Source organism: Frigidibacter sp. RF13, from assembly GCF_026626305.1.
Classification (GTDB): Bacteria; Pseudomonadota; Alphaproteobacteria; order Rhodobacterales; family Rhodobacteraceae; genus TMP-24.
In genome coordinates, this window is record NZ_JAPNUE010000002.1 from 47113 (window position 1) to 67224 (window position 20112).

21 protein-coding genes are annotated in these 20112 nt (G+C 64.5%); 11 read left to right on the top strand and 10 right to left on the bottom strand.

Translation table 11 applies throughout. The annotated features are described in order from the left end of the window. Window positions 1-178: 178 nt before the first annotated feature. Window positions 179-400 (bottom strand): 50S ribosomal protein L31, encoded by a 222-nt coding sequence (gene rpmE / locus OU426_RS05865; protein WP_267632968.1) that lies wholly within the window; start codon window positions 398-400, stop codon window positions 179-181. Between the two features lie 11 nt (window positions 401-411). Next, complete coding sequence (rplS, locus tag OU426_RS05870; RefSeq protein ID WP_267632969.1) at window positions 412-786, bottom strand: 50S ribosomal protein L19; 375 nt, start codon at window positions 784-786, stop codon at window positions 412-414. Window positions 787-1139: 353 nt separating this feature from the next. On the opposite strand from rplS, the gene OU426_RS05875 reads away from it, so the two are divergent. Then, window positions 1140-1646: a GNAT family N-acetyltransferase gene (locus OU426_RS05875; RefSeq protein ID WP_267632970.1), complete on the top strand. Its 507-nt coding sequence runs from the start codon at window positions 1140-1142 to the stop codon at window positions 1644-1646. 126 nt (window positions 1647-1772) lie between these two features. On the opposite strand, the gene OU426_RS05880 is transcribed toward OU426_RS05875, so the two are convergent. The 3 genes from OU426_RS05880 to OU426_RS05890 form a co-directional block, all read right to left on the bottom strand. Next, a complete protein-coding gene (locus OU426_RS05880) occupies window positions 1773-2867 on the bottom strand; it encodes an ABC transporter ATP-binding protein (protein ID WP_267632971.1) in 1095 nt (364 codons plus the stop codon). Between the two features lie 16 nt (window positions 2868-2883). Then, complete coding sequence (locus tag OU426_RS05885; RefSeq protein ID WP_267632972.1) at window positions 2884-5040, bottom strand: ABC transporter permease; 2157 nt, start codon at window positions 5038-5040, stop codon at window positions 2884-2886. Window positions 5041-5104: 64 nt separating this feature from the next. Continuing rightward, complete coding sequence (locus OU426_RS05890) at window positions 5105-6133, bottom strand: ABC transporter substrate-binding protein (RefSeq protein WP_267632973.1); 1029 nt, start codon at window positions 6131-6133, stop codon at window positions 5105-5107. A 245-nt stretch (window positions 6134-6378) separates the two neighbouring features. Here OU426_RS05890 and OU426_RS05895 point away from each other — a divergent pair, with 245 nt between their 5' ends. The 5 genes from OU426_RS05895 (at window position 6379) to OU426_RS05915 (ending at window position 11314) form a co-directional block, all read left to right on the top strand. Further along, complete coding sequence (locus OU426_RS05895; RefSeq protein WP_267632975.1) at window positions 6379-7104, top strand: response regulator; 726 nt, start codon at window positions 6379-6381, stop codon at window positions 7102-7104. Further along, a complete protein-coding gene (locus tag OU426_RS05900; protein WP_267632976.1) occupies window positions 7101-9593 on the top strand; it encodes an ATP-binding protein in 2493 nt (830 codons plus the stop codon). Before OU426_RS05895 ends, OU426_RS05900 begins: the two co-directional genes overlap by 4 nt. Continuing rightward, complete coding sequence (locus OU426_RS05905) at window positions 9590-9955, top strand: phosphomannose isomerase type II C-terminal cupin domain (protein WP_267632977.1); 366 nt, start codon at window positions 9590-9592, stop codon at window positions 9953-9955. The genes OU426_RS05900 and OU426_RS05905 overlap by 4 nt, the downstream gene beginning before the upstream one ends. Before the next feature lie 104 nt (window positions 9956-10059). Beyond that, complete coding sequence (locus tag OU426_RS05910; RefSeq protein WP_267632978.1) at window positions 10060-10800, top strand: hypothetical protein; 741 nt, start codon at window positions 10060-10062, stop codon at window positions 10798-10800. Between the two features lie 103 nt (window positions 10801-10903). Continuing rightward, window positions 10904-11314, top strand: a complete 411-nt coding sequence (locus OU426_RS05915; RefSeq protein ID WP_267632979.1) for a hypothetical protein — start codon at window positions 10904-10906, stop codon at window positions 11312-11314. Here the strand turns inward: OU426_RS05915 and OU426_RS05920 are convergent, their stop codons facing one another. Further along, window positions 11315-12973, bottom strand: a complete 1659-nt coding sequence (locus OU426_RS05920) for an amidohydrolase (RefSeq protein ID WP_267632981.1) — start codon at window positions 12971-12973, stop codon at window positions 11315-11317. A 135-nt stretch (window positions 12974-13108) separates the two neighbouring features. Then, the gene (locus OU426_RS05925; protein WP_267633403.1) at window positions 13109-14251 is read right to left on the bottom strand and encodes a lytic murein transglycosylase; all 1143 of its coding nucleotides are present in this window, start codon (window positions 14249-14251) and stop codon (window positions 13109-13111) included. 270 nt (window positions 14252-14521) lie between these two features. On the opposite strand from OU426_RS05925, the gene OU426_RS05930 reads away from it, so the two are divergent. Further along, window positions 14522-14872 carry a hypothetical protein gene (locus OU426_RS05930; protein ID WP_267632982.1) on the top strand — a complete coding sequence of 117 codons (351 nt, stop codon included), beginning with the start codon at window positions 14522-14524 and terminating at the stop codon, window positions 14870-14872. A 103-nt stretch (window positions 14873-14975) separates the two neighbouring features. Here the strand turns inward: OU426_RS05930 and OU426_RS05935 are convergent, their stop codons facing one another. Beyond that, complete coding sequence (locus OU426_RS05935) at window positions 14976-15527, bottom strand: L,D-transpeptidase family protein (RefSeq protein ID WP_324289800.1); 552 nt, start codon at window positions 15525-15527, stop codon at window positions 14976-14978. Continuing rightward, window positions 15524-16696 carry a MalY/PatB family protein gene (locus tag OU426_RS05940; RefSeq protein ID WP_267632984.1) on the bottom strand — a complete coding sequence of 391 codons (1173 nt, stop codon included), beginning with the start codon at window positions 16694-16696 and terminating at the stop codon, window positions 15524-15526. Before OU426_RS05940 ends, OU426_RS05935 begins: the two co-directional genes overlap by 4 nt. Window positions 16697-16886: 190 nt before the next feature. On the opposite strand from OU426_RS05940, the gene def (OU426_RS05945) reads away from it, so the two are divergent. The 4 genes from def (OU426_RS05945) to OU426_RS05960 are packed head-to-tail and all read left to right on the top strand — an operon-like array spanning window position 16887 to window position 19107. Further along, window positions 16887-17408 (top strand): peptide deformylase, encoded by a 522-nt coding sequence (def, locus tag OU426_RS05945; protein ID WP_267632985.1) that lies wholly within the window; start codon window positions 16887-16889, stop codon window positions 17406-17408. Window positions 17409-17418: 10 nt separating this feature from the next. After that, a complete protein-coding gene (gene def / locus OU426_RS05950; RefSeq protein WP_267632986.1) occupies window positions 17419-17922 on the top strand; it encodes a peptide deformylase in 504 nt (167 codons plus the stop codon). Further along, window positions 17919-18815, top strand: coding sequence for a methionyl-tRNA formyltransferase (gene fmt, locus OU426_RS05955; RefSeq protein WP_267632987.1), 897 nt, complete (start codon window positions 17919-17921; stop codon window positions 18813-18815). Before def (OU426_RS05950) ends, fmt begins: the two co-directional genes overlap by 4 nt. Window positions 18816-18870: 55 nt before the next feature. Continuing rightward, window positions 18871-19107 (top strand): GlsB/YeaQ/YmgE family stress response membrane protein, encoded by a 237-nt coding sequence (locus OU426_RS05960; protein WP_267633405.1) that lies wholly within the window; start codon window positions 18871-18873, stop codon window positions 19105-19107. A 10-nt stretch (window positions 19108-19117) separates the two neighbouring features. Here OU426_RS05960 and OU426_RS05965 read toward each other — a convergent pair whose 3' ends face one another. After that, window positions 19118-19876 carry an SDR family NAD(P)-dependent oxidoreductase gene (locus OU426_RS05965; RefSeq protein WP_267632988.1) on the bottom strand — a complete coding sequence of 253 codons (759 nt, stop codon included), beginning with the start codon at window positions 19874-19876 and terminating at the stop codon, window positions 19118-19120. Window positions 19877-20112 lie beyond the last annotated feature (236 nt).

Genomic DNA, 20112 nt, shown 5'->3' on the forward strand with positions numbered 1-20112 from the left:
CTGTGCCGTTTGTCCCGCCGCGCGCATTGTTTCCTGTCGGCGGCGCGCGGATGCTAGCACGAGACGAAAAAAGCGCACGCGGGAAATTTGCGCGATCGCTCCCCCGCCATCTTAGCCGATCCGCAAAAGAAAAACGCCGCCCCGAAGGACGGCGTTTTGATCAGTCCGCAGGTCGATCTCAGAAGCCGAGGCCTGCGTACTTGTTCTTGAACTTCGACACGCGGCCACCGGTGTCAAGAAGCTTAGCCGAACCGCCGGTCCAGGCCGGATGCGCCAGCGGGTCGATGTCGAGCGACAGCGTGTCGCCTTCCTTGCCCCAGGTCGAACGGGTCTGGTAGGTCGAACCGTCGGTCATCTTCACGGTGATGAAGTGGTAGTCGGGATGAGTGCCTTGTTTCATCGGTCCGCTCCTCACTCGGCTTTTTCTTTGTAGTTGGTGACTTCGGCGATCCGGGCCGATTTGCCGCGACGGTCGCGCAGGTAGTAAAGCTTGGCGCGGCGGACGCGGCCACGGCGGACCACTTCGATAGCTTCGATGTTGGTCGAATAGAGCGGGAACACACGCTCCACGCCTTCGCCGAACGAGATCTTGCGCACGGTGAACGAGGCCGCGATCGTGTCGCCGCCCTTGCGGCTGATCACCACGCCTTCATAGTTCTGAACGCGGGTCCGGGTGCCTTCGGTCACCTTGAAGCCGACGCGAACGGTGTCGCCGGCCTTGAAATCGGGGATCTTTTTCCCGAGGCTGGCAATCTGCTCAGCCTCCAATTGGGCGATAATATCCATCGCTTTTCCTCATCTGCTCGCGGTTGGTCCGCGAAGGTCTGACACGATCCCAGAGCTCTCGGTCTTCATCCGGGTCCGCATGGCCGTTCGGCCGGGCGCCCGCCAGAGGTAGGGTCATTCTCTTTGGCCCTGTGCCCCAACCCGGTTCCCGCCGAAGAAGGCAGGCGCATCGGCCAAAGCACAAGGGTCCGGACGACTCGCAAGGGGCCCCGGACGGGCGGGGTATAGGGGGAAGGCCATGTGCGGTCAAGAGTGCGCGGCGGGGCGGAGAAGGGGTGATTGGATTTGATCAAATATCTTGACTCAATTTGATCAAATACTACTCTCACCCCGGAGCCGCGTACGAGGATGCCATGTCCGACCATCACCGTCGCCCTGCCGATCTTGCCTTCCGCGGTGCCGCTCCGGAAGACGCAGGTCTCGTCCTGAGCTACATGAAAAAGCTCGGCGCCTATCAGAAAATGTCCGACGAAATCACTGCGACTGAGGCGCAACTTGCCTTGCTTCTTGGCACCGGCAAGGGCGAAGCGATCTTTGCGACACTGGGCGGGCAAGCTGCCGGGTTCATGTTCTTCAACGAAACCTCCTCGGCCTTCACCGGGCGGCATGGCCTTTTCCTCGACGGATTCTTCGTCGAGGAAGACTTTCGCGGACAGGGCATTGGCAAAGCCATGATGGAACATCTGTGCAGGCTCGTCCGCGACCGGGGCGGCGAAATGCTGGAATGGGGCTGTCTCGACTGGAACCGTCCGGCGCTCGACTTTTACAGCCGCCTCGGCGCCTACAGGCTCGACACACTAGGAACCTACCGTCTGGGTCCCGACCGTATCGCCACGCTCGCCTGGGCCACCAACATCTAGGCCGGGCCACGACAAGCGCCCGGCCTGCGCGCGTTCAGCTGGACAATAGCGCGTCCCGCATCTCTTGCGAAAAAGGGCCGAGGCGGCCTTCGCATTTCAACCGTTCGTGCGACGGCGCTTGCGACCTCACTTGGTCATATACTGATCAGCCGCCACCGCGGGTACAAGCTGGACCTCGGCGCTCGGAAACCCGACGAATACGCTGTCGCCCGTTGCGAACGGTTCCGCGCCCGGCGGCACGACGGCAAAGACCTCTCCCAATGCGCTGGTCAGCGTGTACTGGATCTGGTTGCCGAGATATGCGGCATAACTGACCTCGGCGGCGAAAGTGCCGGGTGCGGGCGTGCGGGACATGCGTACCTGATGCGGGCGCAGGACCAGTGACGCTGATCCGACGGGCGCCTTTGCGGTGGAAAGGATCACGTTGTCGTCGCCCAGTCTGATGAACGTTCCATCGGCGCTGTGGCCTGTGACCTCGCAGGGGAGAAGGTTCGCGTCACCGATGAAATCGGCAATGAAGGCGCTTGCCGGGCGTTCGTAAAGGTCGCGCGGCGTGCCTTCCTGGGCGATCTCGGCGTTCTTCATCACGATGATGCGGTCGGAAACGGCCATCGCCTCTTCCTGGTCATGGGTGACATAGACCGCCGTCAGGCCCAGCCGCTGCTGGATCTGGCGAATCTCCTCACGCACATGGCGGCGGAGCTTCGCGTCGAGGTTCGACAGGGGTTCGTCCAGCAGCAGCACTTCGGGTTCCAGCACGATGGCGCGGGCGACGGCGACGCGTTGCTGCTGGCCGCCCGAGAGTTCCGAGGGCAGGCGCTTGCCGAAACCGGCCAGGCCGACCATCTCCAGCCCCTCTTCGGCGCGGGCATGGGCCTCGGCCTTTGGCATTCGCTTCACGGTCAGGCCGTAGGCCACATTCTCGATCACCGTCATATGCGGGAAAAGCGCATAGGACTGGAACACCATCGAGACCTTGCGGTAGGTCGCCGACAGATGCGTCACGTCATGGCCGCCGATCAGGATGCGGCCCTCGGTGGCGCTTTCCAGCCCCGCGATCAGCCGGAGCGTCGTGGTCTTGCCGCAGCCCGAGGGGCCGAGCAGCGTGACGAGCGTGCCGGGCGCGATATCAAGGTCGAGCGGCCTTAGCGCCGTCACCTCGCCGAAACTCTTCACCACGCTTTCGAAGCGGACGGAGCCTTTCTGGGTCTTGTTCAGCATCTGGGGTCTCCGATGATCAGGCCTCGACACGATCCGCCCTACGCAGGCGGCGTTTGCCAATGAGAAGTTGCAGGATGAGGATGGCGGCGAGCATGGTCAGGATCAGCACCGCCGAATAGGCGATGGCAAAGCCGAACTCGCCGTTCTCGACCCGGCCGACGATGAAGGATGTCGCCATGTTGTGGCGGGCCGAGACGAGGAAGATGACGGCCGAGACCGAGGTGATGGCGCGCACGAAGCTGTAGGTCAGCGCGGCAAGGATCGCGGGGCCAAGCAGCGGCGCGATGACCCGGCGCGCGGTGGTGAAACTGTTCGCGCCGAGCATGATCGAGGCCTCGTCAAGGCTGCGGTCAAGTTGCGACATGGCGGCAATGCCGCCGCGCACGCCCACCGGCATGTTGCGGAAGACGAAGACGATGATGAGGATGACCGAGGTTCCCGTCAGTTCGATCGGCGGGAAGTTGAAGGCCATGACATAGGCCACGCCGATCACCGTGCCGGGAATGGCGAAAGAGAGCATGGTCGAGAACTCGAACGCCTCTTTGCCCGCAAATTTCTGGCGGACGAGAAGATAGGCCGTGGCAAGGCCGACGAAGGCCGTGAGCGGGGCCGAGATGCCGGCGATCGTCAGCGTGGTGAAATAGCTGTCCCAGGCCGATCCGGTAAAGCGGATGCCATTGGCGAATGAGACCGAGAAGGCGCGGATGTAATGTTCCAGCGTGAAGGAATGGTCGTAGCCCCAGAGTTTCACGAAGGACCCGAAGGCGATCATCGAATAGATCGCGGCGGTGAAGGCGGCCCAGGGCAAAGCGGTCAGGTAGCAGGCCCAGCGTAGCGCGGGGTTCAGCGCCGCGTGGCGGCCGCTATCAGCTTTCCCGGTAACGGTGGCATAGGATTTCCTGCCGACCCAGCGGCGCTGGACCAGGAAGGCGCCAAGCGTCATCACCAGAAGCGCGATCGACAGGATCGCGGCCTTGGCGGGATCGGCCACCGCGCCGACGATGGCGAAATAGATCTCGGTCGAGAGCACGTTGAAATTGCCGCCCAGCACCAGCGGGTTGCCGAAATCGGCGAGGCTTTCGATGAAGCCCAAGAGGAAGGCATTGGCCAGCCCCGGTCGCATCAGCGGCAGCGAGACATGGCGGAAGGTCTGCCAGCGGTCGGCGTCGAGCGTCTGGCTCGCCTCTTCCATCGAGGGGCTGACCCCTTCGACCACGCCGATCAGGACGAGGAAGGCGATGGGGGTGAAGGACAGCATCTGCGCAAGGTAGATGCCGCCGAAGCCATATAGCCAGCGGGTCTTTTCCCAGCCGAAGGTGTCGGCGAAGAACTCTGTCACCGTCCCCGCGCGGCCGAAGAGCAGGATCAGGGCAAGACCGATGACGAAGGGCGGCGTGATGATCGGGATGATCGTCAGCACGCGCAGAACGGGCTTCGCGCGAAAGCCGGTCCGGGTGAAGATCAGCGCGAAGGCAAGGCCAAGCGCGGTTGTCCCCGCCCCCGTCATCACCCCGAGCACCAGCGAATTGACCGCCGGGCCGCATTCGCCCCCGGCGAGGCAACCCAGCCCCCAGAGGTTCGCAGAAAAGAAGCGTCCGAGGAATTCCGAGACGCCATATCCCGCGCCGCCCTTCAGTTCGAAGGCGCGGATCAGGACATGCGCGACGGGGTAAAAGACAAAGATCGCCACCAGCGCCACGATCAGGCCGATCAGCCCGGTGACAAAGGCATCGCCCCGGCCCCGGCCAAGGCCGGAAATGCCGGTGGTCAGGATCAGCAGAAGCGCCAGCGCTGTGATGGCAGCCCCGGCGCCCATGCCGGGCTGGCCCTCGCCCGCGATCCAGCCGAACCGTGCGGCGCTGCCGGGGATCAAAAGGCCCTGCGCGACCAGCAGCCCAAGCCCCGCCGCCGCCGCGCCGACGAGCGCCCGCGCAGCGGTCAGTTGACCCCGCGCAAAACCCTGCACCAGCGCCACGGCGGCGAAAGCCGGAAGTGGACCGGCGAGCCACCATTTCCCCTGCGTCACGACCTGCCAGAAGGCGGGAGCCGCCCCCTTTCCGGTCATGTCCACAACCCAGCCGAGGCTGAAGACCCCGCCTGACACCATATACCAGGGCAGGAGCGCATAGCCCGCAAGCCCGATCAGGAGCCAGAGCCCCGCCGTCCGCTTCATCGTTCGCTATCCTTGATTGTCCCGTTCGGGAAACGCGGGCCGCCGGGGCGGCCCGCCACCGGGCTTACTCTTCGACAGCGCCGCCCGCGCCCTTCACCTCGGCATCCCAGCGGGCCAGAAGGCGCTCGCGGGTGTCCGATGCGCCATAGGTGGCGAAGTCGTAGTCGATCAGCTTGATCGACGACAGGTCCGGCGAATCCGGGTCGAGCGTGGCACCGGAATTCGAGGGCACGTTGTAGACACCGACTTGAAGTCCGGCCTGCTGCGCCTCGGCCGTCAGGACGAAATCGACCCATTTCTTCGCCGCATCGGGGTTCTTGGCCCCCTTGATCACAGACACGCCGCCGACCTCGTATCCCGTCCCCTCGCAGGGTGCGACGATTTCAAGCGGAAAGCCAGACTTCCGCAGGTTCACCATGTCATGCATGAAGCCGATGGAAATCGTCGTCTCTCCGCGCGCGGCGGCCTTGGAAGGCGCAGAGCCGGACTTGGTATACTGGTTCACGTTGGCGCCGATCTCGGCCAGCAGCTTGAAGGCTTCATCCTCGCCGAAAAGCTGGGTCAGCGTCGCCAGTTCGGTGTAAGCGGTGCCCGAGGAATTCGGGTTCGCAACCTGTATTTCACCCTTGTAGGCGGGATCAGCGAGGTCCTTCCAGCAAGCCGGGGCCTTCAGACCCTTTTCGGCCAGCACATCGGCGTTATAGGCAATCCCCAACGCTCCGGCATGGATACCGATCGTCTTGCCGCTCGAAATTTCGGCGATATTGACCGCCCAGGGCAGTAGCGCCGACGTATCGGCCCCCGAAGCCTCGGTCAGGTCTTCGGCGGCGGCGATGAGGTGTGGATCGCCCGTGCCGCCCCACCAGACGTCGATCTTGGGATTGCCCGCCTCGGCGCGGACCTGCGCCAGCGTCTCGCCGGTCGACTTGCGCACCATGGCGACGTCGATGCCGGTCGCGGCCTCGAAATTCGAGGCCATCAGGTCGCACCAGTCCTGTTCGTTCGAACAGACGACATTCAGTTCATCGGCGAAAGCGGGGGCGGCCAGAACGGCCAGCACAGCCGCGAGGCTGATCGAAGACAGTTTTTTCACATGTTCCTCCCTTGGGTTCGCGCCACGGTGCCGTTCGGGTCACCTGCAGCCGCTTTGCCCATGATGGAAAGCCACCTTCGCCAGAGCGAGCAGGGCTTGGTGAACAGTGCTAACATGGGGGCGGGAAACGGTTAACAGTGTTACAGCCCCCATCCTCCCCCCTTAACAAAGCAAACCAAAATCCGAAGGTATAGGCACCCAAACCATGCCATAGTCCTGAACCACCGGACAAAGCCGAAACGTCGATGACCGAAACCCGAAACGAGCTGCCCGTCATTGCCGTCGTCGACGACGATGCCAATATGCGCAATACCGTTGCGGACCTTCTGGTCGAACACGGGTTCCAGGCACGGGCTTTCGAGGGCATAGCAGCCTTCGGCGCGCACGGCGCAGATGGGCTCGACATGGCGTTGATCGACCTCAAGCTCAATGGCGAAAGCGGGCTCACCCTCGCGATGGACCTGCGCGCGCGCGGCGATCTGCCGATCATCATGGTGACCGGGCGCGGCGACGAAATCGACAAGATCATCGGGCTCGAGGTCGGCGCCGACGATTACGTGATGAAGCCCTTCAACCCGCGTGAACTGATCGCGCGGATCCGCGCCGTTCTACGCCGGACCGGGCGCATGGCGACCGCGCCGACCGTACCCGACACTGCCATCCAATTCGGGGACCTGCGGCTCGACCTTCAGAAACGCGAGCTATTCAATGCGGAAGGCGATGAAATCGCACTCACCAACGGCGAATACCGTCTGCTGGAATACTTTCTGCGCCATCCCGACCGGGTGATCCCGCGCACCGAGCTTCTGCACGAACTGGGCAGCGATCTGACCAGCTATGTCGACCGCACGATCGACGTGCTGATCCTGAGGCTCAGGCGCAAGATCGAACGGGTTCCCTCGAAGCCCATTCACCTGCAAACCCGGCGCGGACAAGGCTATGTCTTTGTGATGGCGCAGGCAGGCGCATGAGGTCGCCCGACCTTCGCTGGAGCGTGCGCGGTCGGCTCTGGGCGGCGCTTGCCGCTTTGGCGGCTTCGACGCTGGTCGCCGGAAGCGTCGCCATGATCGCGCTCGCCCACGCCGAAGCGCGGCTAGAGGCCCTGCACCGCGAAACACTTGCGGAAGTCGCCGATGCGCCGGAACTGTCACGCAGTGCGGCTGACCTTGCGACCTCGGCACCCTATCTGCTCAACCTTCCCTCGGTTATCCGCGTGCGGCAAGAGGCCGATGCGATCGGCCGTACTATCACGGAGATACGCAGCACGGCGGGCGAAAATGATGACGTGTCAGGCCCACTTGCTTCGATGGACATCGCCGTCAAAGACCTCGTTGCCGCCACCGGCCGGATGACCGAAGTGCGCGAACGTAGCCTCAGGCTGGTGGCCGAGCTTTCACGCGTGGAACGCCGGGTCGCGCTTGCCACCGCCGATCCGGGCGCGGCGCTCCCGGTCCGACGCGGCTGGCTGCAGCTTCAACGGCTCGCAAGCGCGGCCATCGGCGCGGGGCGGGCCGACAGCCTCATCGCTGCGGGCGAGTTCCAGCGAGAGTATTATCTGCAATTGCCCACGGTTGTGCCCGACCAGCTTGATCCAGACCAGCAGGAGGCGCTCGATCTTGTCACGCGCCTCGTCGCTGGCGCGGACGGGCTGTTCACGACAAGGCGCCTTGAACTGAGCGAACGTCTGGCCGGGCAGAATGCGCTTTTTCGCATTCGCCGTGCCTCGGAAGCCCTTAGTGAGACGAGTGCGGATGTCGTAGCCACCGCAGAAGCCAAACTGTCTGGCGAACGAAACGCCACATCATCGAGCATTGCAGTCGCGCGCCTCGCCGTGATTGGCGCGGCGCTGACCAGCATCGCCATCGCGGCGGGGGCCGCCCTTTTCGTATCGGGCTATGTGACCGGCAACCTTGCCGCGATCGCCGATGCAATGATGCGACTCGCCTCGGGCGACCGCACCAGCCGCCTGCCACGGGGGGAAGGCTCCGGCGACGAAATCGGAAAGCTATTCCACGCGTTCCGGGCATTCCGCGCCAATGCGCTCCGGCTAGACCGGTCCAACCGGCAACTTGCCCAGAAGAACGCACTCTTTGAACGGGTCTTCGGCAATATCAGCGACGGTGTAGCCATCATGGGTGAGGACGGCAGACTGGTGGTCGCCAATCCCTGCCTGCCGCGCATTCTGCGCGTCCCGCCCGCCCTGCTTTCTAAAAGACCGACACTTGAAGAGTTGCGCGCGGCCGCGCCCTTTGAAGGAAGCGGGGAGGGAGACTGGCAAAGCCGCGACGGGTTTATCGTAGAGGCGCGGCGCAATTCCCTTCCCGATGGTGGGGCGGTCTGGCTCTTTGCCGACACGACCGAAAAGCGGCGGGTTGACGAACGTCTGGCCCAGATTCAGCGCATTGAAAGCCTTGGTCAGGTCACGGGCGAGGTCGCACATGATTTCGGCAATATCCTGTCGACCATCGCCGGATCGCTGCAGCTCTGGAAGCCGGGAGACACGGGCGATGAAGCCCTGCGCAACCGAATCCGCGACGCTGTGGATATCGGCGTCGCCCTGACTCAGAGGCTTCTGGTGTTCGCCCGAAAGCAGCATCTGGAGCCAGAGATCGTCGAGCTGAACACGCTGATGGACGGGCTTACAGACCTGATCAGCTTTGCGATGCGTGACGATGTCACCTTGAAGGTTCACGCAGCCGACGCTCCTCTTCATGTTCGCGTCGATCCCGGTCAGTTGGAAAGCGCTATCCTGAACCTCTGCCTGAATGCCAATCAGGCGATCGAGGGGCCGGGGGAAGTCTCGATCAAACTGGCCGAAGCCGACGGCGGACGGGCCGTCATCACCGTTCAGGACGACGGTCATGGCATGGAGCCCGACGTCATGCGCCATGCCATGGAGCCGTTCTATTCCGCACGCGCAGACGGCACCGGAACCGGGCTTGGCCTGTCGATGGTCTATGGATTCATCCGGCAGTCGGGTGGCGATATCCAGATCACCTCGGCGCGCGGCGAAGGAACCGCTGTATCGCTGTATCTGCCGATAGCGATGGCAGATACACCCTCGCTATCGGTGGGCTTGAACCGGCTCTGCCTCGCGGTCGATGACGAACCTGCCGCATTGCAGGCCATAGCGCGTGCGATGACATCGCTCGGCTGCCGGACCGAAACGGCGTCCGGCTACCGGCAAGCGCTCGACCGGATGAAAAACGGCGAAACGCCCGACCTTCTTGTCACCGACCTCAACCTCGATGCCGGACAATCCGGTTGGGAATTGGCCGAAACCTTCCTCGGCACGTCGTCCAACGGGCATGTTGTTGTCGTATCCGGACATTTGCCGCCCGATCATCCGCTGCTTGACCGTTTTGGCGCGCGCATCGCGATGGTTTCAAAACCCGCAACCGCGGCCATCCTAGCCCCGATTGTTGCAGCTTCCATTAAAGAGCAGGAAATACACATATGACCGATCTTTCCTACCGCGCTGGTCAGGCCGAAACCCGTCCGTGGGGACGCTGGCAGGTGGTACAGTCCGATCCCGGATATGTCGTCAAACGGATCGACGTGAACCCGGGCGCGCGGCTGTCGTTGCAATACCACAACCACCGTTCGGAACATTGGGTGGTGGTCGCAGGCCGGGGCACGGTAACGATCGGAGGTGACACGATACGGGTCGACCGGGGCAGCCACGTCTATGTTCCCCGGGAAACCAAGCACAGAATCGCGAACGACGGGGATGCACCGCTTGTCTTTGTCGAAGTGCAGTTCGGCGCCGAACTCCGCGAAGACGACATCGTCCGGATCGAAGACGATTTCCTGCGGCAATAGTTTGTACGGGACGGCACCTGACGCATCTGCCGCACGAGCATGACGTGCCCGGCCTTGCCTCGGGCCGGGATTGCTCCGAAAGTGGGCCCGTCTCCGGAGTGCACATGTCCTTCCTTCTCGACAACCAGCTTCTGATCATCCTCGGCGCGGTTGCGGCGGGGACGCTTGGCTGGCTTTTCATCCTGACGAAGCCTGCAGGCCATAGGGCCTGGCGGGTCGCGGATTTCATCTGGGTCATTCTCGGCGGTTTCGGGGCGGTTGCCGCCGTGATGGCGGGGCTTTACCGGGCCGATACCGCGCGGGTCGAGCGGCAGATCGACCTTGCCTATGCCGCAAGTCGAGCCTTCGACCGCGATGCGGCGCGCTTTCGCCTAGCCTGGTGCGCGGCGCCTGACGCGCTTCTGCTTCCCTTGTGCGACAAGGCCGATTACCTCTCTGCCTCGACGGCGCTCAACCGCGATCTGCCGCTTTTCCTCGACATCACCCATATGGCCGCACCTCTTCAGCGGTTGACGCTGTTTGGCGGCGCCGAAGAAATGGCGGGCATGACCGAAGAGGCAGATGCGTTCGATACGCAGGAAATCCTCGCCTTCACCGCGCGGGATGAGGCGACGGGTGCTGCCATCGAAGCGCTGCGCGCGAACGGACGCGCGCCAGTTGCCGCGGAATTTCAGGTTCTGGCGATGAGCTATGAAGAACTGATCAGCGATGTCGTCGCGCTGAAGGAAGAATGGGATTACCTGCGGTCCCGCACGATCTTCCTGAAGATTCAGGTCCTTGCTCTCGCCCTTATCGCTTTCGCGGCACCGTTTCGGGTGGGAAAGTCTCTGTCAGAGATCGTCTGAGCGGCCGCCATGGTGGAATTCCCGCCTGTTTTTCCCCTGAAACGCGAACTAGGTTCCTGCCACAACCGCCGTGCCTTGGCCGGCCACAAAAAGGAAGTCCGACGTGAGAGCGTTCTATTGCCCCCTGGCGGCGCTGATTTTTGCCACCACCACCGCGCTGCCGGCGCAGTCCGCGGACCTTCCCGACCCGGCCAAGGTCCATGCTGCTCAGGCGGGGCTTTCTTCCTCTCACGATGTGCTCTCAGATATTTCCTGCGATGCGCCGTCCGTGCCCGCCCACAAGCTGATGTGCGAGGATGACGCGCTTTGGCAGATGGGGCTTCTGGACACCTGGGCCTGGGTCTACGCGGTCGAGAATGCGACCGGGACCGAAACCGACCATTCCGACCCGCCGCTTGATGATTTCTTCATCGAGGCGCGCGATGCCTGCACCGACAAGGCCTGCCTTGCAGATCTGCTGATCGCCCACACGAACGACAGCCTCGGCGGCACATCGCCCTACGAGGCCGACTGATCAGGCGCGCCAGGTGATCCGGCCGCCTGCGACCGTCAGCGCCACGTCAAGGCTGGCGATCTCTTCGGCCGGTGTTGCCTCGATATCACCACTCAGCACCACCACATCCGCCGCCATGCCGGGACGGAGCGTGCCCACCAGCCCCTCGCGGTGCGCGGCCCAGGCGCCGCCAGCCGTGTAGGCGCAAAGCGTTTCTATCAGGCTGACGCGCTGATCGCTCGCGCCGGGCGCGGCATAGGGGCGCCGGCACATCTGCGCGCCGATGCCGCGGATGACATTGATATCGGTGACCGGCCAGTCGGAGGCGAAAGCCAAAGGCGCGCCCGCCTCGGCCAAGGTGCGGCAGAGATAGGCATCCTTCAGCCGGTCGAGGCCGATTGTGTGAATGGTGGGCTCCAGCGCGAAATCCATCGCGCCGGGCGCATGGACCGGCTGGACCGAGGCGGTGATCCCGAGCGCGCCGAGGCGCGGAATGTCGGCGGGATCGACCAGTTCGATATGTTCGATCCGGTGGCGGCTGTCACGACGGCCATTGGCCTTCTGCGCGGCCTCATAGCCGTCGATCGTCGTACGTACTGCGCCATCGCCGATGGCATGAACGGCGATCTGCAGCCCGCGCCGGTCGATCTCGGTCGCGATCTCATTGAATCGGGGGCCGGGGAACAATGGCTCGCCCCGCTGGCCCGGATGGCCGGGATACTCGTTCAGCATAAAGGCGGTGCGGCTGTCGACCACCCCGTCCATGAACATCTTCACGAAGCCCGAAGTCAGCCAGTCGTCAGCGAAGGCGCGGGCCATATGGTCGGCGCGGTCAAGCTCGGACAGATCCATGTGCGGCTTGAAATGGAAGGGCACCTTCACCCGCGCGGTCAGACCGCCTTGCTTCTCAAGGCTTCTGAGCAGCTCGAGCGAATAGAGATTGCCGTCCATGTTCACCATCGAGGTGATGCCATGGCGCGCAGCATGGGCAAGGCCCGCCGCCGCCGCGCGGCGGTCGATGGCCATTTCGGCATCGGTGGGCCAGGGCGAAGGCTCGGCGCCGGTGGCGATGCCAAGGCCAAGACGCGCCTCGCCGTTATAGGCGACGATGGGGGCGAAGGCTTCGAATTCCAGCAGTTCGCCGGTGGCAAGCCCGTCCGCGCCCATCATCACCTCGTGCCCCGGCGGGGTCTTGAGGCCATTGAGGATGCCCGCCGCCTTCAGCGCGGCGGTGTTGGCCCAGACGGTGTGATGGTCATGCGCCATGATCGCGATCGGCCGGTCGGCGATGATCCGGTCAAGGTCATGGCGGCTCATCGGATGGTCAAGAAGGGCATAATGCCCGCCCTGCGCCATCAGAAGCGGCCGGTCGGGATGTTTCGCCGCAAAGTCGCGGAAAGCGCTGGTCAGGGCCGCCTCGCCCTCGATCCCGGTCAGATGCAGGTGCGACAGTTCTGCCCCGCCGAAGATCAGGTGCAGGTGGCTTTCGACGAAGCCGGGCAGGAGCGTCGCGCCCCGGCAGTCGATCACTTCGGTCTGTGACCCCGCCAGCGGCTCGATCACCGAGGGCGCGCCCAGGGCGAGGATGCGCTCGCCTGCCAGCGCTATGGCGCCCGCGCGCGGGCGGGCGGCGTCCATCGTCAGAATGCGGGCGTTGGTGAGGATCAGATGGGGCGTCATGGCGGAACCCGGAAATTGATCAAATGTCGGGGGTGACGCTTGCAGAAAAGCGGCCGCTCATCAAGCCCGGGCGGGCTTTCTTCGCCGCGATATCTCAGCGAGGAGGCCTGAGAGGGCTGACGAGCGGCCCGTACCTTAAAGCGCGTCGAGGAGCGCGCGTGTCGGCCAGGCGTCGGCGGGCAGGCCGAGCCGTTCCTGTTCGGTCTGCACCGCTTCGCGGGTCTTTTCGCCGAGGATGCCGTCGATCTTGCCCACGTCATGGCCGCGCGCGGCCAGCCGTTCCTGCAGACGCTTCATCTCGTCTGGCCCAAGGCCCTTTTCCGGGCTGGCTGCGTCCATCACCGGCGCGCCTTCCAGCCGGGTGGCGAAATAGGCTGCCGTCGTCACATAGATGAAGCTCTTGTTCCATTCGAAATAGATACGGAAGTTCGGATAGACCATGAAGGCCGGTCCCTTGCGCCCCATCGGCAGAAGGATCGAGCCCTTCAAACCGCGCGGAAGATTGCCTGAGCGCGCCGTCACACCCATCGCCGCCCAGTCCGACGTGGGCAATTCGTGATTGAGCCCGGTCTTCGACCAGTCGAGCCCCTTGGGCACCACCACTTCCTGCAGCCAGGGTTCACCCGCGCGCCAGCCGAGGCCCTTCAGCATCTTCGCCGCCGACATCAGCGCGTCGGGCGAGGAGCCCTTCATGTCGACATGGCCGTCACCATCGCCATCGACGCCGTTCCTGAGGATATCGTCGGGCAGCATCTGCACCTGCCCGATCTCGCCCGCCCAGGCGCCTTTGGTGCGCGCCGGGTCGAAGTCGCCGCGCGCATAGAGCTCAAGCGCCGCGAAGACCTGCGGGCGGAAGAGATCCGGCCTGCGGCAATCATGCGCCAGCGTGATCAGCGCGTTCAGCGTGTTATAGTCGCCCTGCACCTGTCCGAAGTCGGTCTCGAGCCCCCAGAAGGCCAGGAGCACGCCGCGCGAGACGCCATACTCGCGTTCGATCCGGTCGAAGGTCGCGGCAAATTTCTCCGCCCGGTTCTTGCCGGTCACCAGCCGGTTCTTGGAAATCAGCGATTGCGAGAATTCAAGGAAGGTCTTGCGGAAGACGCCCTGACCGCGGTCCGCGCCCAGCACCTTCTTGTCGATCCGCGCGCCCGTAAGAAAGCTCTTCACCCGCGCAGGATCATGGCCGCGCGCAATCGCCTCGTCGCGTATGCCAGCGACAAAACTGTCGAAGGAGCCGCCGCACTGCGCCTGCACCGCAAGGGGCATCGAACAGAGCATCGCAGCGAGAACAGTGGCAAGCTTGGAGGGGCGCACGGATCGATCCTTTTGGTTAACAGGCGGGTGCAGCCTAGCCGCCCCATCCGGCCCGTCAACCAGAAGGCCCGGCGTCTGACCGACGCCGAAAGTGCGACAATTTCTACACAATTGTTCAACAATGCGGCATGAACCGCCCTATCCTCTTCACATTGCTTACAGATTTCCTCGTTAACTAGGGATGAAGGCCGCCCGGGCGCAGACTTGCCTGCGTGTGTAGGTGCGGAGGGGAAGATGTCTGACTTTCTGTCGCGTGAAATTAGGGCCGAGATGGAAGCCGCCCGCAAGCAGGCGCTGAAGAAGCGCACGCGGATGACGATCACCGCCGGAGAAGAGACCTATCCTGTTCTCAGGATGCTGCCGGACGGGTTCACGCTCGATGCCGAGGAGGTGGATCATCTGCGCGGCATCGTCGATCTCTACGATGGCGCGCGCCATCGCTGGCAGTGCCTGATCATCGCGTCGGAAATCGTCGATGGCGAACTGATCTGCACGTTGAAATGGCATACGGCGGCCAGCGACCGCCCGGCGCTCGACTATGTGCGCGAGGATGAGGCGCCGGTGGGGTATCTGGCGCGGCATTGATGCCTGTCGCGGGGGGCTCGTCGAAGCCCCTCGGGCACTCCTCGCGGGGCGGAGCCCGACGCGTGCACGTGGTACTCAAGGAGGGTGCCGCCCGGGGTACCCGTCAGGGCCTGATCTCGACCTCGGTTCCCACGCGGGTGACGCGCCAAAGCTCCTCGATATCGGTATCGGCCAGCGCGATGCAGCCCGCCGTCCAGTCGCGGGTCAGGGTAGCCTTGCCGAAGAGGGCGTTCGGCTGGCCGTGGATCATGATATCGCCGCCCGGATCGTAGCCTCCCGCCGCCGCGCGGGCACGATCGTCGGCCTGCGGATAGTCGAGCCCGAGTGAGAGGTGAAAGCGGCTCCGGTCATTGCGCCGGTCGATGCGGAACCGCCCTTCGGGGGTCTTGCCGTCGCCCTGCCGCACCTTGTCGCCCGTCGGCGCAAAGCCCAAGACAACTGGATAGGTCCGCAAGGGTTCGCCATCGCGGAAGACCGTGAGGCGCCGCGCGGCCTTTTCGACCAGGATCAGGTCCACCTGCCCCTCCAGCGGCACCCGCACGACCGGCGGGGCGGGCGGTGGCCTGATCCCCGACCAGAGGCCGAGCGCGACCAAAGCCGCCAGAAGCAGGGCGAGCCAGATCAGGAGCCGGACAAATCGCCGGATGCCCCTCACTGCAGATCGGCGAAGGCCGTTTGCAGTCGCGCGACCGCTTCCTCGACCCGGGCACGCGGCGTGGCGATGTTGAAGCGCAGGAAGCTTTCGCCGCCCGCCCCGAAGGTGCCGCCATGGTTCACCGCGATCCGCGCGTCCTTCTCGACGCGGCCGGTGAATTCGTCCGCCGCCATGCCTGTGCCCACGCAATCCACCCAGGCAAGATAGGTCGCCTCAAGCCTCATCGAGGCAAGGCCAGGGATGGCATTGATGCCAGCATCGAAGATCTTCCGGTTTCCGTCCAGATAGGTCATCAGCGCATCGACCCAGGCCGCGCCCTCGGGGCTGTAGGCGGCCTCGGCCATATGCATGCCGAAGGAATTGGGCGAGATGCCCATGGCCATCATCCGTGCGCCAAAGGTTTTGCGCAGCCCCTCGTCGGGGATGATCACATTGCCGGAATGGCAACCGGCGATGTTGAAGGTCTTGGTGGTGGCCGTCATCATTACCAGCCGGTCCATGATCTCGGGCGCGGCGTTGGCCATCACCGTGTGCTTTTGGCCGGGATAGACCAGATCATGGTGGATCTCGTCCGAGACGAGCAGAAGGTCATGCCGCTTGCAGAAATCGGCGACGCCCTTCAATTCGGCCTGGCTCCAGACCCGCCCGCCGGGATTGTGGGGCGAGCAGAGGATGAACATCTTCTCGCGCCCGGTCATCTGCGCGTCCCAGGCGTCGAAATCCATCTCGTAGCGCCCGCCCGCGTTCTTCAGCGGGCATTCGACGACTACACGACCCGAGGCTTTGATGACGCGGGCGAAGGCGTGATAGACCGGCGTCGTCAGCACCACGCCGTCGCCGGGCTTCGTAAAAGCATCGATGCACATCGATGTGCCGTTCACAAGGCCATGGGTGGTGAAGATCCACGCCGGATCGACCGCCCAGCCGTGGCGTTCGCGCATCCACCAGCCGATAGCGTCCAGATAGGCACGGTCATCGCCGTAGTAACCGTAGACCCCGTGGGCCGCCATCGCCTCGACCGCGCGCTGCACCGACTGCGGCGGGGCGAAATCCATATCCGCCACCCACATGGCAATTCCGTCCTTGGCGCTGACGCCATAGGCGGCTTCCATCATGTCCCATTTCACCGAATGGGTACCGCGTCGTTCGATGATACGGTCGAAATCCATGCTTGCTCCGGTCGCTTGGGCGCGGGTCTGGGGCAGGTCGGGCCACCCGCGCGGATCACGTCCGCCTTAGCCGAAAAGCCCGCGCCTGAGAACGGCGAAGTCCGGGGAATATTGTATTGGCGACAATCCTCGGCCTTGGCGATGCGGCCTGCCATTGCGCTGAAGGGCGCTCTGGCCTAAATCCCGGGCCATGACGCTGCGCCCGATCCTCATCCATCCCGATCCCCGCCTGAAGAAGGCCTGCCCGCCCGTGACCGAGATCACCGACGATCTCAGAGAGGCGGCCGTCGACATGCTGGAAACCATGTACGACGCGCCGGGCGTGGGCCTTGCCGCGCCGCAGGTCGGGTTGATGGCACGCATGTTCGTGATGGATTGCGTGAAGGACCCGGACGCCGCGCCGCGCCCAATGGTCCTGATCAACCCCGCCGTGACCTGGACCTCGGCCGAGACGAACGTCTACGAGGAAGGCTGCCTGTCGATCCCCGAACAATATGCCGAGGTGACACGCCCGTCCGAGGTGCGCGTGCGCTGGACGGGCCTCGACGGCAAGGAGCAGGAAGAACATTTCACCGGCCTTTGGGCCACCTGCGCCCAGCACGAGATCGACCATCTCGATGGCAAGCTGTTCATCGACTATCTTTCACCGCTCAAGCGCCAGCTCATCACCCGCAAGATGGAAAAGCTGAAGCGCGACCGGGCGCGCGGCTAAGGCGCTGCCGATGACCGTCCGCCCCTTCGTTCCCTACCCGGACAAGCGCCTGCGCACACCCGCCGAACCCGTCGCTGCAATCACCGAAACTGTCCGCATGATCTGGGACGACATGGTCGAGACGATGGAGGCGATGCCGGGCGTTGGCCTTGCCGCCCCTCAGATCGGCATCATGCTGCGACTCGCGGTTGTGGATGCGTCGGAAAAGCGGGGACAGGCGGTGCGCAAGGCAAACCCCGAAGTACTGCACGCCTCGATCCAGCTTCGCAAGCACGAGGAAGCCAGCCCCAATCTGCCCGGCGTTTCGGCCCATATCGAACGGCCGCGCGCGGTGACCGTGCGGTTCCTGAACGAGGCGGGCGAGATCGAGGAGCGTGATTTCGTCGGCCTCTGGGCCACAAGCGTGCAGCACCAGATCGACCATCTGAATGGCAAGGTCTTTGTCGATCACCTGTCGCCCTTGCGCCGCAAGATGCTGGTCGCGAAGGCCGAGAAGCTGAGGCGGCAGGGATGAGGCTGATCTTCATGGGCACGCCGGATTTCTCTGTGCCCGCGCTTCGGGCGCTCGCCGCCCGGCATCAGATTGCCGCTGTCTACAGCCAGCCACCCCGCCCGGCCGGGCGCGGCAAAAAGGACCGGCCTTCGCCCGTCCAGCTGGCGGCAGAGGCGCTGGGCCTTAAAGTGCGCAATCCCGTCAACTTCCGCGATCCGGCCGAAGTAGCGGCCTTCGCGGCCCTTCAGGCCGATGTCGCAGTTGTAGTCGCCTACGGCCTTCTTCTGCCGAAAGCGGTGCTGGAGGCGCCGCGCAAGGGCTGCCTCAATATCCATGCCTCTCTCCTGCCGCGCTGGCGCGGGGCCGCGCCGATCCACCGGGCGGTGATGGCGGGAGATGCAGAGACCGGCATCTGCATCATGCAGATGGACGAAGGGCTCGATACCGGGCCGGTCCTGTTGCGCCGCGCGACCCCGATCGGGCCCGAGGAGACGACCGGCGACCTGCATGACCGGCTGGCGGAGATGGGCGCCGGGATGATCGTCGAGGCGGTTGGCGGGATCGACCATCTGCACCCCGACGCTCAACCCGGTGACGGCGTTACCTACGCCCGCAAGATTGACAAGGCCGAGGCGCGGATCGACTGGACGAGGCCCGCCACGGAGGTGGATCGCCAGATCAGGGGGCTATCGCCCTTCCCCGGTGCCTGGTGCGATGTGGCGGGCGAGCGGGTGAAGCTTCTGCGGTCCCGTCTGGCCGAAGCGTCCGGCGCGCCCGGCGAGGTTCTGCACGGGCTGACCATCGCCTGCGGCGAAGGCGCGGTCGAAGTGACGCTCGCCCAGCGCGAAGGCAAGCGCCCGATGGCGGCGGACGAGCTGTTGCGCGGCCTGACACTGCCCGGGCGGATCGGCTGATCTTCAAAAAGGGCGCAGGGCTTCCCATATTCCGGGCGTAAGGAGCCAGACCATGATGCCCATTCTCGCCATGCTGATCATCGGCACCGCCGCCGGTTTCATTGCCACACGTCTGATGAAGGTCGAGGCCGACCTAGGCACCACCATCGCCATCGGCATCCTCGGCGCGCTGGCGGGCGGCCTCCTGATCCGCTTCCTCGCCGTGATTGCCGGATGGGCGGCGGGATTCGTCGGCGCCATTCTGGGCGCCATGCTGCTCATCTGGCTCTGGCAGCGCTATTTCGGGTCCTGAGCGCGAACCCTCACTTCATCTCGACGATGGAATTCGCGCCATCAACCACCAGCATGGCGCCGTTGACATAGGAGGCCCCGGAGCTGGCAAGAAAAAGGCAGCAGGCGGCGACCTCGCCCGGTGTGCCGGGGCGGCCGGTCGGGCTGCGTCTTCCGGCCGCGATCTCGCCCTTGCTTGACGATCCGGTGGCGATCCAGCCGGGCAGGACGGCATTGCAGGTGATGCCGAGGCGCGCGTTTTCCAGTGCCACGCCGCGTGTCAGCCCGCACATCGCGGCCTTGGCGGCACCGTAGCCCACGGCCTTCTCGATGGCGACGACAGGGCCTGTGACCGAGGCGACATTGACGATCCGACCATAGCCCGCCGCCTGCATGGCCGGAAGGACGGCGCGGATCATGTGGAAGGCGGTGGTCACGTTGAGGTCGAGATCGCGTTGCCAGCCCTCGTCGCCCGTCGCCTCGATCCGGCGTAGCCTGTGCGCGCGGCCGGTCTGGATCATGCCCGCATTGTTCACGAGGATTGCGGGAGCGCCGAACCGTTCGGTGACCTCCGCCACAAGGCGGGCGGCGTCCGCTGCATCGGTCAGGTCGGCGATGAAGCCTGCATGAGTAGGGCCGAGCGCCTCTGCGCGGTCGAAAATCCTTGCCGTGGTCGCGGTCAAGGCGACCTTCGCGCCCGCAGCTGCAAGCGCGCGTGCCACCGCGAAGCCGATCCCATCGGCGCTGCCCGCACCGGAGACGATGGCGACCCTGTCCTGAAATCCCTGCATCCTGCCCCCGCTGTGGAAGCGAGGGGTTTTGCACCCCTCGCGCTCCCCGCAGGATATTTGGACCAAAGTGAAAGCAAAGGGCTTTATCGTACGGGTGGTGCACCTGACGCGGCGGCCGCGCGCGGAATCCCGCGTGACGGGTCGCTTTGGCCTTCCTGCCGAGGACTTGGGCCAATATAAGGTCACGGCCTGCGCTGGGAGACCGAGTCGCGGGCCACCGCCTTTTCGGGGGCTTA

Bases quoted from the DNA above. Each gene is read 5' to 3' on its own strand.
- def (WP_267632985.1), top strand. From the start codon at position 16,887: ATGACGCTGCGCCCGATCCTCATCCATCCCGATCCCCGCCTGAAGAAG.
- OU426_RS05875 (WP_267632970.1), top strand. From the start codon at position 1,140: ATGTCCGACCATCACCGTCGCCCTGCCGATCTTGCCTTCCGCGGTGCC.
- OU426_RS05940 (WP_267632984.1), bottom strand. From the start codon at position 16,696: ATGGATTTCGACCGTATCATCGAACGACGCGGTACCCATTCGGTGAAA.
- OU426_RS05885 (WP_267632972.1), bottom strand. From the start codon at position 5,040: ATGAAGCGGACGGCGGGGCTCTGGCTCCTGATCGGGCTTGCGGGCTAT.
- OU426_RS05960 (WP_267633405.1), top strand. From the start codon at position 18,871: ATGCCCATTCTCGCCATGCTGATCATCGGCACCGCCGCCGGTTTCATT.
- OU426_RS05895 (WP_267632975.1), top strand. From the start codon at position 6,379: ATGACCGAAACCCGAAACGAGCTGCCCGTCATTGCCGTCGTCGACGAC.
- OU426_RS05920 (WP_267632981.1), bottom strand. From the start codon at position 12,973: ATGACGCCCCATCTGATCCTCACCAACGCCCGCATTCTGACGATGGAC.
- def (WP_267632986.1), top strand. From the start codon at position 17,419: ATGACCGTCCGCCCCTTCGTTCCCTACCCGGACAAGCGCCTGCGCACA.
- OU426_RS05930 (WP_267632982.1), top strand. From the start codon at position 14,522: ATGTCTGACTTTCTGTCGCGTGAAATTAGGGCCGAGATGGAAGCCGCC.
- rplS (WP_267632969.1), bottom strand. From the start codon at position 786: ATGGATATTATCGCCCAATTGGAGGCTGAGCAGATTGCCAGCCTCGGG.
- OU426_RS05965 (WP_267632988.1), bottom strand. From the start codon at position 19,876: ATGCAGGGATTTCAGGACAGGGTCGCCATCGTCTCCGGTGCGGGCAGC.
- OU426_RS05925 (WP_267633403.1), bottom strand. From the start codon at position 14,251: ATGCTCTGTTCGATGCCCCTTGCGGTGCAGGCGCAGTGCGGCGGCTCC.
- OU426_RS05910 (WP_267632978.1), top strand. From the start codon at position 10,060: ATGTCCTTCCTTCTCGACAACCAGCTTCTGATCATCCTCGGCGCGGTT.
- fmt (WP_267632987.1), top strand. From the start codon at position 17,919: ATGAGGCTGATCTTCATGGGCACGCCGGATTTCTCTGTGCCCGCGCTT.
- rpmE (WP_267632968.1), bottom strand. From the start codon at position 400: ATGAAACAAGGCACTCATCCCGACTACCACTTCATCACCGTGAAGATG.
- OU426_RS05905 (WP_267632977.1), top strand. From the start codon at position 9,590: ATGACCGATCTTTCCTACCGCGCTGGTCAGGCCGAAACCCGTCCGTGG.
- OU426_RS05900 (WP_267632976.1), top strand. From the start codon at position 7,101: ATGAGGTCGCCCGACCTTCGCTGGAGCGTGCGCGGTCGGCTCTGGGCG.
- OU426_RS05880 (WP_267632971.1), bottom strand. From the start codon at position 2,867: ATGCTGAACAAGACCCAGAAAGGCTCCGTCCGCTTCGAAAGCGTGGTG.